The organism is Enterobacter cloacae complex sp. ECC445 (assembly GCF_021892025.1).
Lineage (GTDB): Bacteria > Pseudomonadota > Gammaproteobacteria > Enterobacterales > Enterobacteriaceae > Enterobacter > Enterobacter chengduensis.
Genome location: NZ_JAKLRZ010000027.1, coordinates 43925 through 56769, shown reverse-complemented (window position 1 = coordinate 56769; position 12845 = coordinate 43925). Strand labels below are relative to the sequence as shown.

General features: G+C 58.4%; 12 protein-coding genes. 3 read left to right on the top strand and 9 right to left on the bottom strand.

What is annotated here, in order from left to right:
* Window positions 1-19 precede the first annotated feature (19 nt).
* From secB to cysE, 3 genes are all read left to right on the top strand, one after another.
* Window positions 20-487, top strand: a complete 468-nt coding sequence (gene secB, locus L6R44_RS19470; protein ID WP_003860835.1) for a protein-export chaperone SecB — start codon at window positions 20-22, stop codon at window positions 485-487.
* Window positions 487-1506 carry an NAD(P)H-dependent glycerol-3-phosphate dehydrogenase gene (gene gpsA, locus L6R44_RS19465; RefSeq protein WP_032644431.1) on the top strand — a complete coding sequence of 340 codons (1020 nt, stop codon included), beginning with the start codon at window positions 487-489 and terminating at the stop codon, window positions 1504-1506. The genes secB and gpsA overlap by 1 nt, the downstream gene beginning before the upstream one ends.
* Before the next feature lie 74 nt (window positions 1507-1580).
* Entirely contained in the window at window positions 1581-2402 is an 822-nt protein-coding gene (gene cysE / locus L6R44_RS19460; RefSeq protein WP_008502718.1) for a serine O-acetyltransferase, read from the top strand.
* Window positions 2403-2434: 32 nt separating this feature from the next.
* Here cysE and trmL read toward each other — a convergent pair whose 3' ends face one another.
* From trmL to L6R44_RS19415, 9 genes are all read right to left on the bottom strand, one after another.
* A complete protein-coding gene (trmL, locus tag L6R44_RS19455) occupies window positions 2435-2905 on the bottom strand; it encodes a tRNA (uridine(34)/cytosine(34)/5-carboxymethylaminomethyluridine(34)-2'-O)-methyltransferase TrmL (RefSeq protein WP_237425156.1) in 471 nt (156 codons plus the stop codon).
* A 45-nt stretch (window positions 2906-2950) separates the two neighbouring features.
* The gene (locus tag L6R44_RS19450) at window positions 2951-4291 is read right to left on the bottom strand and encodes an MFS transporter (protein WP_237425155.1); all 1341 of its coding nucleotides are present in this window, start codon (window positions 4289-4291) and stop codon (window positions 2951-2953) included.
* A gap of 182 nt (window positions 4292-4473) precedes the next feature.
* Window positions 4474-5661, bottom strand: coding sequence for an FMN-dependent L-lactate dehydrogenase LldD (lldD, locus tag L6R44_RS19445; protein ID WP_237425154.1), 1188 nt, complete (start codon window positions 5659-5661; stop codon window positions 4474-4476).
* Window positions 5658-6431 (bottom strand): transcriptional regulator LldR, encoded by a 774-nt coding sequence (gene lldR / locus L6R44_RS19440; RefSeq protein ID WP_237425153.1) that lies wholly within the window; start codon window positions 6429-6431, stop codon window positions 5658-5660. The genes lldD and lldR overlap by 4 nt, the downstream gene beginning before the upstream one ends.
* The gene (gene lldP, locus L6R44_RS19435) at window positions 6428-8083 is read right to left on the bottom strand and encodes an L-lactate permease (protein ID WP_237425152.1); all 1656 of its coding nucleotides are present in this window, start codon (window positions 8081-8083) and stop codon (window positions 6428-6430) included. The genes lldR and lldP overlap by 4 nt, the downstream gene beginning before the upstream one ends.
* Window positions 8084-8358: 275 nt before the next feature.
* On the bottom strand, window positions 8359-8721 hold the full coding sequence (locus L6R44_RS19430; RefSeq protein ID WP_237425151.1) for a YibL family ribosome-associated protein: 363 nt from the start codon (window positions 8719-8721) through the stop codon (window positions 8359-8361).
* A 58-nt stretch (window positions 8722-8779) separates the two neighbouring features.
* Entirely contained in the window at window positions 8780-9370 is a 591-nt protein-coding gene (gene mtlR / locus L6R44_RS19425; RefSeq protein ID WP_032644438.1) for a mannitol operon repressor MtlR, read from the bottom strand.
* Window positions 9367-10530, bottom strand: a complete 1164-nt coding sequence (gene mtlD, locus L6R44_RS19420; RefSeq protein ID WP_237425150.1) for a mannitol-1-phosphate 5-dehydrogenase — start codon at window positions 10528-10530, stop codon at window positions 9367-9369. The genes mtlR and mtlD overlap by 4 nt, the downstream gene beginning before the upstream one ends.
* Before the next feature lie 89 nt (window positions 10531-10619).
* Window positions 10620-12527, bottom strand: a complete 1908-nt coding sequence (locus L6R44_RS19415; RefSeq protein WP_047716359.1) for a PTS mannitol transporter subunit IICBA — start codon at window positions 12525-12527, stop codon at window positions 10620-10622.
* Between the last annotated feature and the right edge of the window lie 318 nt (window positions 12528-12845).

Sequence of the window (12845 nt, the reverse complement as noted above, 5' to 3'; positions counted from 1 at the left end):
AATTAAAAAGGGTATTTCCATGTCAGAACAAAACAACACCGAGATGACTTTCCAGATCCAGCGTATCTACACCAAAGATGTCTCTTTCGAAGCGCCAAATGCGCCACACGTTTTCCAGAAAGATTGGCAGCCAGAGGTTAAACTTGATCTGGATACCGCATCTACCCAACTGGCGGATGACGTGTATGAAGTCGTGCTGCGTGTGACCGTCACCGCTTCTCTGGGCGAAGAAACGGCTTTCCTGTGTGAAGTTCAGCAGGGCGGTATCTTCTCTATCGGCGGTATTGAAGGCAACCAGATGGCGCATTGCCTGGGCGCGTACTGCCCGAACATTCTGTTCCCGTATGCGCGTGAATGCATCACCAGCCTGGTTTCTCGCGGTACATTCCCGCAACTGAACCTTGCGCCAGTGAACTTTGATGCACTGTTCATGAACTATCTGCAGCAGCAGGCTGGCGAAGGTGCTGAACAACATCAGGATGCCTGATGAGCACTGTTAATGCGTCAATGACTGTGATCGGTGCCGGTTCATACGGCACCGCTCTTGCCATCACGCTGGCAAGAAATGGTCACGACGTGGTCCTGTGGGGCCACGACCCAAAACATATCGCCACGCTGCAGCGCGATCGTTGCAACGTCGCGTTTCTCCCGGACGTTCCGTTCCCTGACTCCCTGCACCTTGAAAGCGACCTCGCGACCGCGCTGGCGGCCAGCCGCAACATTCTGATTGTGGTGCCGAGCCATGTTTTTGGCGACGTGCTCCGTCAGATTAAGCCGCTGATGCGCCCGGATGCGCGCATTGTCTGGGCGACAAAAGGACTGGAAGCCGAAACCGGACGCCTGCTGCAGGACGTTGCCCGCGAAGCGCTGGGCGATGCGATCCCGCTGGCAGTCATTTCCGGCCCGACCTTTGCCAAAGAGCTGGCCGCTGGCCTGCCGACGGCAATTTCACTGGCCTCAACCGATCCGGCTTTCTCCGACGATCTCCAGCAGTTGCTGCACTGCGGCAAGAGCTTCCGCGTTTACAGCAACCCCGATTTTATCGGCGTGCAGCTGGGCGGCGCGGTGAAGAACGTGATTGCGATTGGCGCCGGGATGTCCGACGGCATTGGTTTTGGTGCCAACGCCCGTACGGCGCTGATCACTCGAGGGCTGACCGAAATGTCGCGCCTGGGCGAAGCGCTGGGTGCCGATCCGTCCACCTTTATGGGGATGGCGGGCCTGGGCGATCTGGTGCTGACCTGTACCGACAACCAGTCTCGTAACCGCCGCTTTGGCATGATGCTCGGACAGGGCAGCGATGTAAAAGGCGCGCAGGAGAAGATTGGTCAGGTGGTTGAAGGCTACCGCAATACCAAAGAAGTCCGCGAGCTGGCGCACCGTTTTGGTGTCGAAATGCCAATAACCGAGGAAATTTATCAGGTATTGTATTGCGGAAAAAATGCGCGCGAGGCAGCATTGACCTTATTAGGTCGTGCGCGCAAGGACGAGCGCAGCAGTAACTAGTCGGAAACGTTGTCACCTGAATGACCCAGCCAGCGCAGAACTGGCTGGTCATTAACTATCGTCTGGAGTAAGCAATGCCGTGTGAAGAACTGGATATCGTCTGGAACAATATAAAAGCCGAAGCCCGGGCGCTGGCCGACTGCGAGCCTATGCTGGCCAGTTTCTACCACGCAACGCTACTCAAGCACGAAAACCTCGGCAGCGCGCTAAGCTACATGCTTGCCAACAAGCTGGCGTCCTCAATCATGCCTGCTATCGCCATTCGTGAAGTGGTGGAAGAGGCTTACGCCGCTGACCCGGAAATGATCGCCTCTGCCGCCTGTGATATCCAGGCCGTACGCACCCGTGACCCGGCGGTCGATAAATATTCTACGCCGCTGCTGTACCTGAAAGGCTTCCACGCCCTGCAGGCTTACCGCATCGGCCACTGGCTGTGGAATGAAGGCCGCCGCGCGCTGGCGATCTTCCTGCAAAACCAGGTTTCCGTGACCTTCCAGGTCGATATTCACCCGGCGGCGAAAATTGGCCGTGGGATCATGCTCGACCACGCCACCGGCATTGTTGTGGGTGAAACGGCGGTGATTGAAGATGACGTCTCGATCCTGCAGTCGGTTACCCTTGGCGGTACCGGTAAAACCAGCGGCGATCGCCATCCGAAAATTCGTGAAGGGGTGATGATTGGCGCGGGAGCCAAAATCCTCGGCAATATCGAAGTCGGACGCGGCGCGAAGATTGGCGCAGGGTCGGTTGTGCTCCAGCCGGTGCCGCCGCACACCACCGCCGCTGGCGTACCGGCGCGCATCGTCGGTAAGCCAGACAGCGATAAGCCGTCCATGGATATGGATCAGCACTTCAACGGCATTCACCATACCTTTGAGTATGGTGACGGCATCTGAGATTTTGCCCGGTGGCGCTGCGCTTACCGGGCCTACCTTAATACGGCGCCGGGATACCCCAGCTGGCGCCAGGCTTCATACACCACCACCGACACCGCGTTCGACAGGTTCATGCTGCGGCTGTCCGGCATCATCGGAATACGAATTTTCTGCTCGGCGGGCAGGGCATCCAGAATCGTGGCCGGCAGGCCGCGGGTTTCCGGGCCAAACATCAGATAATCACCTGCCTGATAGCTTACGGCGCTGTGCGCTGGCGTGCCTTTGGTAGTCAGGGCGAACATGCGCTGCGGCTGCTCGGCTTCCAGAAACGCGGCGTAATCGCGGTGGCGAACCACGGCGGTAAATTCATGATAATCCAGCCCCGCGCGGCGCAGGCGCTTGTCGTCCCACGTAAAGCCCATCGGCTCAATGATGTGCAGGCGAAAGCCGGTGTTGGCGCACAGGCGGATGATGTTGCCGGTGTTCGGCGGAATTTCTGGTTCGAATAAAACGATGTTAAGCATGCTGCCCCCTTAATTGCGGGGGCAGAATAGCAGAAAAGAGCGGAACTACGCGACGCCGGGCTCCTGCGAGCGGCTGTACAGCATTTTGTAGACGGTTGCCGCTGCGGCCACAAGAGCGGGTACGCTGAGGATCATTAAAATACTGTCTGCCTGCCACTGCATGGAAAGCAGCTGGGCGCTGGTCATGGTGCCCGCCACGCCGCCAAAGCGGCCGATCCCCTGCATCCAGGCGATGCCCGTCGCGCGGCACTCGGTAGGGTAGAAGGTGGCGGCCAGGGTCTGCATGCCCGACTGCGCGCCGTTCATCGCGATCCCCATCAGGAAGATCAGCCCGCCAAACAGGGCGATATGATTATGCTCAATGCCCAGTAGCAGGATAAGGCCCATCGTTAGCACAAAGCCACCCGCGACCACTTTGTGTGCCTCCCAGCGATCCATCATCCAGCCCGCGAGCAGAATGCCTGCGGTACCGCCGAAGGTGAACAGCGAGGTGAGCCAGGCGGATTCCGCCAGGGCATAGCCCATCCCCTGCATCAGCGTCGGCATCCAGCTCAGCAGGACGTAGTAAATGACCAGCCCCATAAAGTAGGTTACCCACAGCATCAGGGTACCGGGCAGCCAGGGCATGGAAAACAGCTGCGACACGCTCCCTTTTTTAGAGGCGACCTTCTCCTCCGCCAGGAAAAAGCCCGTGACGCTCTCCAGGGTGCTGCGGGCGAAGCGGCTGGCAATTCGGCGGACCTGCATGACGTCCTTCCCGCGCTGCACCAGAAACTTCACCGACTCCGGCAACAGCAGCGCCAGCAGCAGCGTTAAAATCAGCGGGGCAATCGCGCCGGTCAGCAGCACGCTTCGCCAGCCGTGGTGGGGGATAAGCCAGGACGAGATCGCCCCGCCGCCCGCCGCACCGAGAGGGAAGCCGCAGTACATGGTATTAATCGCCATGGCGCGGCAGCGCTGGGGGGCGAACTCGGAGATAAGCGTGATGGCGTTCGGCATGGCGGCACCGAGCCCCAGGCCCGTCAGAAACCGCCACAGCGTCAGGGTATTCAGGCTTTGCGCCCAGGCCGTCCCCAGGCTTGCAAGACCGAAGAACAGGCAGGAAAAGACCAGCACGCGCTTGCGTCCGATCCGGTCCGATACCGGACCGGCGACCAGCGCACCCAGCGACAGCCCCAGCAGCGCCGCGCTCAGCACCGGGCCCAGATCCTGTTTGTGGATCCCCCATTCCGCCGACAGCGTAGGCGCGATGTAGCCCATTGCCGCCGTATCAAAGCCGTCGATCGCCAGAACCAGAAAGCCCAGCACAATGAGCAGCCAGTGAAACCCCGAAAAGGGGCTCTCATCGATTACCTGCTGAATATCCACCTTGCCTGAATACGTCATACGCTCCCCTTCGATGTGATGTTGTTTTTGTGTTCTTGTATTTGCTTGTCTATACAATTGCGGACGGCAGGTGGATGTCAAATTTTCTTATCTAATATGTTATCTGGATGTTATTTTCGACATAAAAAAAGCGCCCGAGGGGAGATCGGACGCGTAAGAAAGAGGGGTTAACGAGGGGAGATTTAAGCCGCGTTTCCCTGAGCAAGCGGGGCCAGCGCCGCCGGTAATTTGCTTAACTCCTGCACCAGAGAGTCTTTGCTGATTTCGCTAATCGTCTTCGCGCCGGTCAGCGTCATCGCCACCTTCATCTCTTTTTCGATCAGGTTAAGCAGGTTCGCCACGCCTGCCTGACCCGCCGTCGCCAGCGCGTACAGATACGCGCGTCCCAGCAGCACGCTGTCGGCGCCGAGCGCAATCATGCGCACCACGTCCAGTCCGCTGCGGATCCCGCTGTCGGCCAGGATGGCGATATCGCCTTTCACCGCATCGGCGATGGCCGGCAGGGCGCATGCGGAGGAGAGTACCCCGTCAAGCTGGCGTCCGCCGTGGTTTGAGACCACAATCCCGTCTGCGCCAAAGCGTACCGCGTCGCGGGCATCTTCCGGATCGAGGATCCCTTTGATCACCATCGGGCCGTCCCAGAATTCGCGGATCCACTCCAGGTCTTTCCAGGAGATGGACGGATCGAAGTTGTTCGCCAGCCAGCCGATGTAATCTTCCAGCCCGGTCGGTTTACCGAGGTAAGCCGAGATATTGCCCAGATCGTGCGGACGTCCGTTCAGACCCACATCCCACGCCCACTGCGGATGCGTCACCGCCTGCCAGTAGCGGCGCAGGGCGGCGTTCGGGCCGCTCATGCCGGAGTGCGCGTCGCGATAGCGCGCGCCGGGGGTTGGCATATCAACGGTAAAGACCAGCGTGGAGCAGCCCGCGGCTTTGGCGCGCTCGAGCGCGTTACGCATAAAGCCGCGATCGCGCAGCACGTACAGCTGGAACCACATTGGCCGCTTGATGGTCGGGGCGACCTCTTCAATCGGGCAAACCGAGACGGTAGAGAGGGTAAACGGAATGCCTTTGGCATCTGCCGCCGCTGCCGCCTGAACTTCCCCTCTGCGGGCATACATGCCGCACAGGCCTACGGGCGCGAGCGCCACGGGCATGGCAAGCGTTTCGTTAAACAGTTTCGTCTCAAGGCTCAGGTCAGACATATTCTTCAGCACGCGCTGGCGCAGAGCCACCTCAGACAGATCTTCCACGTTGCGGCGCAGGGTGTATTCGGCATACGCCCCGCCGTCGATGTAGTGGAACAGGAACGGCGGCAAAATGCGCTGCGCCGCGGCGCGATAGTCACTGGCTGCTGAAATAATCATGCTTTGTTCTCCCTGGAAATATCACTGTCGCCAGGCAGACGGGTAATACGCGCCTGTCGGGCCTGGTCTTCATCGAATCGTTTAATGGTGGTGTGCACGAAGCCGAGATGCGCCATCATCGCTTTGCGCGCGGCCTCAGTATCACCGGCCAGAATGGCGTTGAGCACCGCCTCGTGCTGTTCGGTCAGCTGGGCAAACACCGGCGGAACCAGATACATGCGCTGGCGGCTCTGCTTCACGGAGGATTGCAGCAGGTCGAAGAACCCGCGCATGGTCTGGAGCAGCACCACGTTGTGCGACGCCTCGGCAATCGCCAGGTGAAAACGGACGTCCGCCTGGGAGGCGATATCCGGGTCGCTGCTTTGCGTGGCCTCAAAGCAGGCGATGAGTTTCTCCTTGTCGGCGTCGGTTGCCCGCATGGCCGCGTGCCAGGCGGTGCTGGTTTCGATGGCGTGACGCGCTTCAAGGATGTCGAAGCTGTAGTCCGGGTCGTTCTCCATCAGCGTTTTCAGCGGCTGAACGATGTTTTGCTCGGACCAGTCGTCATGCTGCCAGCGCACAAAGGTGCCGCCGCCGCGACGGCTTACCAGTACCCCTTCACTGACCAGCGTCGCCAGCGCCTCACGCAGGGAATTGCGCGACACGCCAAGCTGGGCGGCGAGCTGGCGTTCGGCGGGCAGCTTCATGCCCGCTTCCAGCTGTTGTTCTTCAATCAGCGCCCGCACGCGAGAGGCAATCTCGTCGGACAGGCGTCTGGGCATCACTATCATGGGATCATCCAGGTTAAGACATAGGCCTGCAGGGTGGTGATCGCCCCGACCATGCAGGTGAATATCAGGCTGTGCTTCACGGTAAAGCGGAACAGATCCGACTCTTTACCGACCAGTCCCACCGCCGCGCAGGCAATGGCGATGGATTGAGGAGAGATCATTTTTCCGGTCACGCCGCCGGTGGTGTTCGCGGCCACCAGCAGGACGTCCGACACGCCAATCTGCTGGGCCGCCGTGGCCTGCAGCGCGGTAAACAGGGCGTTAGACGAGGTATCGGAACCGGTCAGGAACACCCCCAGCCAGCCGAGGAACGGCGAGAAGAAGGTGAAGGCGTGGCTGGTATGCGCCAGCGCCAGTGCCAGCGTCGATGACAGGCCGGAGTAGTTGGAGATAAACGCGAACGCCAGCACCATGCCGATGGAGTAAATCGGCAGCATCAGCTCTTTAACGGTCGCCGCAAAGGTCTGCACCGCGGCGGCAGGCTTCATGCGCAGCCACACTACGGAAAGGATCGCGGCAAACAGGATGGCGGTCCCGGTGGCGGAGAACCAGTCGAATTTATAGACCGCGGCATACGGCGTGGCGGCGTGCACCACCGGCGGCATGCGGGCAACCATCTTGTCGAGGAACGGCACGGAAATATTAATCACCATGTCGTACAGCGCCCCGCCCGGCGCAAACAGGGCCTTAAACGGCGGGATGCTCCACAGGGTGACCGTTGCGGTCAGGAACAGGAACGGCGACCAGGCGCGGATCACCTGCCTAGCGGTATAGCCCGTGCGCGCCAGGGTTTGATCGACCTGCGAGGCGCCCATGTCGGCGAAGCGGAAAATACGCACCGGCTGCCAGCGCTTCAGGAACAGCGTCAGACAGACCAGCGAGACCAGCGAAGAGATAATGTCCGGCAGCTCCGGGCCGAGGAAGTTTGAACTCAGGTACTGGGCAATCGCGAACGAACCGCCCGCCACCATCACCGCAGGCCAGGTCTCCTTCACGCCGCGCCAGCCGTCCATAATCGCCATGATCCAGAACAGCACGATAATGGTCAGGAACGGCAGCTGACGGCCAACCATCTGGCCGATCTCGAAGCTGTCCAGCCCGGTAACCTGTCCGGCCACCAGAATCGGAATACCCATCGCGCCAAACGCCACCGGGGCGGTGTTCACAATCAGGCACAGGCCCGCGGCATACAGCGGGTTAAAGCCCAGGCCCACCAGCAGCGCGGCGGTGATCGCCACCGGTGCGCCAAAGCCTGCCGCCCCTTCCAGAAACGCCCCAAAGGAGAAGCCGACAATCAGCATCTGCAGGCGCTGGTCCGGCGTGATGGAGAGAATCGACGAGCGGATGATGTCGAACTGCCCGGTTTTCACCGAGATTTTATAGACAAAGACCGCCGCGATGATGATCCACGCAATCGGCCACAGGCCGTAGAAGAAACCGTAGACGACGGAGGCCAGCGCGCGATCGACCGGCATTTTGTAGAAGAACAGCGCCACCAGCAGGGCGATGGCAACGGTATACGTCGCGGCGAGATAGCCCTTCAGCTTGAGCTTAATCAGCGCAAAGAAGAAGAACAGGATCGGAAGCGATGCGATCAGGCTCGACAGCCAGATATTACCGGCCGGGTCGTAGTTTTGTTGCCAGAGGCTCATGCAGGTCTCCTGGGGACCAGACAGCCTGCGCTGCGGGTGAGTCTCCGCTCAACTCTGCGTCACAGTCTGTGTAAAAGTGGTCCTGCCAATGTTGTGTTGTAGGGTTAATGACAATGAATGGTTAATCAGATGTTATGGGCTGGCAATGGTTTTGTGAGCGGAAATAATGGAATTGTGAACAAGGGAAGGATTGGTTGTGCTATTGGTTGGACCAATTAACGTGAAGGTACAAGAGGAAGGTAGGCCGGGTAAGCGCAGCGCCACCCGGCATGAAATCAGAACGCGGTCTTACAAAAGCCCGTCATCTCTTTCAGGCCCATTTCGCGGCCAAGCTCGGTCATCGGGTGTACCACCACCAGGCCACGGACGCTTTTCTTCAGCTTGCCCATGTCGGCCTGCTCTTTTTTGGTGATCGCACGGCGGTGCGGCATGCCCATCAGCTTCTGCGCTTCTTTGCTCAGCTTCTGGCCTTTCACCTCGCGCAGGCGCTCGATTTCTGTTTCCAGCGTGGCAACCTCTTTTTCCAGCTCGGCGTACTTCTCGGCGGAATCGACCAGCGACAGGCCCGCCATCTGGTGACGGATCAGATCCAGGCGGTCGCTCAGGCGTTTAATTTCGTTCTTTTCGACTTCATTCATGACAAATAACTCTGAAAACGGGGAATTTACAGGGAAGGATACACCAATGTGAGCAGGCTTACTTCTGAAACGCTTTTTTTAAGCTGATTCGTGAAATCAGCTCGGTCAGGGAGAGAACCATCGTGGAGCGGACAACCTGCTGATAACGCAGCTTTTGCATCGCGTACAGCTCAGGATCGCTATTATCAAAATGCGGAGCAGGGGGCAGCGCGGTAACGCAGTGCAGCTCGCCAAACGGCCCCAGGATCTCATCGTCGGTAAACGTGTACTCGTTGCCGTCATGATTGAGCTCTTCGCGCAGCGCCATTAACAGCTCAGCGTCTTCATACTCTTGTCGGTTCAGCACGCCAAGACCATAAATCAGCTTCAGACGCACGGAGAGATCGCCCAGCGGTCCATCGCCGTCCAGTAACGGTTCTACAGCATATTTTACCGCGTAGTCGTCTTTGCGAAACACCTGAAGCACCAGGATATTCACCGCCTCGGTTAACAGCTCGACAGCGGCAATCAGGAAGCTTCGTACGGTTTTGCCAGCATTCAGACGCTCAAGCACACGATTTTCAAAGGCCTGGGTTTGTTCCATTATTGCCTGCATATCTGACAATCTATAATCTGGGCGCAGGTTAACCTGCGCCGCACTGTGCATCATTTGGTTGCGTTGTATGCGTTAACCGCCTCCACAACCACGTCGCTGTTGGCGTCCAGACCGGAAATCTGCGCCAGCGCAGCCTGCGCGCCTTTGGTGTCAATCAGCTGAGCCAGCTCAATCGCCTGCGGATCCTGCTCGCTGCGGTAGTGCATGGCAGCGGCAATGCCTTTCACCAGGTTGGCGTGCGGCAGGCCGTATTCCAGCGTGCCGAGCAGCGGCTTAATCAGACGGTCGCCCGCGCTCAGCTTACGCAGCGGCTGACGGCCCACGCGCTCAACGTCATCTTTCAGATACGGGTTTTCAAAGCGACCGAGGATTTTCTGGATGTATGCTGCGTGTTTATCCGCATCAAAACCGTAGCGTTTGATCAGCACCGCGCCGCTCTCTTCCATTGCCCCTTTTACCACCGCGCGGATCTTCTCATCGAGGATCGCGTCACGAATGGTCTGATGACCGGCCAATTTTCCGAGGTACGCGGTTATAGCATGCCCGGTGTTCAGCGTGAAGAGTTTGCGTTCGACAAATGCCATCAGGTTATCGGTTAATTCCATGCCCGGAATGGTCGGCAGCGCGCCCTTAAACTGGGTCTTATCGACGATCCACTCGCTGAAGGTTTCCACGGTCACTTCCAGCGGGTCGCTGGTGGCGGATTCTGACGGCGGCACGATGCGATCGACAGCGGAATCCACGAACCCGACGTGCGCTTCAACCCAGGCTTTGTCTTCTTCAGCGACCGCGTTGAGTACGTGGCCTTTCAGCTGCGTGGTGCCGCGCACCATGTTTTCGCAGGCGATGATGTTCAGCGGGGTGTCGATACCCTGCGCTTTACGTTTTGCCAGGCCTTTCGCGACCGCAGGGGCGATACGCTCGAGTACAACCGGGCCCACGGCGGTGGTGATGAGATCGACGCTGGCGATCAGGTCAATCACGTCGTCACCGATGCTGCTGACCGCGCTGACGCCGGATACCGTCTCAACCTGCTCGTTTTCGCCCACCACGTGCACCTGATAGCTATGACGGGCATTCAGGGCATCCAGTACGACCTGATTCACATCGGCGAACGTCAGCGTAATGCCCGCGTCTGCCAGCAGTTTGCCGATAAAGCCACGACCAATGTTACCTGCGCCAAAATGTAATGCTTTCATAGTGTTAACCTTCATCAATGTTTTTACCCGAGAGGGCTGGGGTGAGGAGCTTTCTCCCCCTCACCCTAGCCCTCTCCCCGGAGGGGAGAGGGAAGAGAGCGGACTTACTTGTTCAACAGCGCCAGCACTTCTTCTACGCTGGTGGTATTGGCCAGACGCTCAATAACCGTTTCGTCATCCAGCGCGTTGGTCAGGCTGGTAATCACCTGAATGTGCTCGTTATTGCGAGCGGCGATACCAATCACCAGGCGGGCGATGTCGTCTTCTTCTTCACCGAAGCGCACGCCCTGCGGATACTGACAGAATACGACGCCGGTTTTCAGAACGCGATCTTTCGCTTCAACCGTACCGTGCGGCACCGCGATGGATTCGCCAAGGTAGGTTGGCGTCAGTTTTTCACGTTCCAGCATCGCGTCGACGTATTCAGGCTGAACGTAGCCGCCTTTTACCAGCTGCTCACCGGCAAAGCGAATCGCCTCTTCTTTGGTAGCCGCGGTACGACCGAGGAAGATGTTTTCCGCACCCAGCTTGAACAGGTGGGCATTGCTCTCGTCAAAACTGTCCTGCAGGCTGGAGCGCACCTTCACTTCGTTTTCTTCGTGACGCTGTGCGGCAACCAGACGTTCGGTCAGGCTGCTGTACAGACCGCTGTCGAGGAAGTTGGTCAGCGAAATGTGCTGTGCCTGCGGCACCTGGCGCATGGCGCGCTCGGTCAGATCGCGGTGCGTGATGACCAGGTCAACGTCCGGCGGCAGGCTGTTAATGGCGCTGTTGGTGACGGAGATGTTGGTCAGGCCCGCATCCTGCACTTTCTTACGCAGCACGCCTGCACCCATCGCGCTGGAACCCATACCGGCATCGCAGGCAACGATAATTTTACGCACGTGGCTCAGGTCGTTAGACACTTCACCCGCCGCCAGCGGGGTTGCGCCCTTGGATTCGGCTTTCATGTCGTGCATACGGCGGGTTGCCGCTTCGATATCGTCATCTTCTTTCACTTTGCTGGTTTTCAGCAGGATAGAAGAGACCACGAAGGAGACCGCCATGGCCGCACAGATGGCCGCGATGTTCGCGAAGTACGCCCCTTTTGGCGTCATCGCCAGTACCGCAAGGATAGAACCCGGAGAAGCAGGGGAGACCAGACCGCCGCCCAGCACGCTCAGGGTGAACACGCCGGTCATACCGCCAAGGATAACGGCCAGAATCAGACGCGGGTTCATCAGCACGTACGGGAAGTAAATTTCGTGGATACCGCCCAGGAAGTGGATGATCGCCGCACCGCCAGCAGACTGTTTCGCGCTGCCGCGACCAAAGAACATATACGCCAGCAGGACGCCCATACCCGGACCCGGGTTCGCTTCAATCAGGAAGAAGATGGACTTGCCGAGATCGTGAGACTGCTGAATGCCCAGCGGCGAGAAGATACCGTGGTTGATGGCGTTGTTGAGGAACAGGATTTTCGCCGGTTCAACGAAGATAGAGGCCAGCGGCAGCATGTCGTGCGCCACCATGAAGTTAACGCCCGCCGCCAGAATTTTGGACAGGACTTCAACCGCAGGGCCAATGCCGAGGAACGCCAGAATCGCGAGGATCATCCCGATGATGCCCGCAGAGAAGTTGTTCACCAGCATTTCGAAGCCGGATTTGATCTTACCGTCAACCCAGACGTCGAATTTCTTAATCGCCCAGCCGCCCAGAGGGCCGGCAATCATGGCGCCGAGGAACATCGGCATATCCGCACCGACGATCACACCCATTGTGGTGATGGCACCCACAACGCCACCACGGTCACCGCCTACCAGACGACCACCGGTGAAACCGATCAGCAGCGGCAGGAGATAGGTAATCATTGGGCCAACAAGTTTCGCCAGCGTTTCGTTAGGCAACCACCCTGTCGGAATGAACAATGCGGTGATAATACCCCACGCGATAAACGCGCCGATATTTGGCATCACCATGTTGCTGAGGAAACGACCAAAGCTTTGAACTTTGATCTTGAAATCGGATGACATAAAACACCCCTTCTTCTGTTTACGCTTAGGCTTGCGGCCCGAGGTTTATTGTTAATGAGGCGGCAGAGGTAGCCGGACCCTGTTCTGATGCTGTGAAATCTGGCACTGAATCGTTCAACTGTCCAGACGGGGGAAAATTGTGTGATGCACGTCACGTAAAGGTAGGGGGTGCGGATATCAATGAGGTGATCTCAATCACAAAATTGGTGGGCAAAAAAAATACGATGGCGAGAAAAAAAGCAAAATCCACCCTTTTGTGTGACTGTTGTCACGTTTTTCTCTGGTGTGTTTGTTTCTGGATTGTGACTGATTTCACAA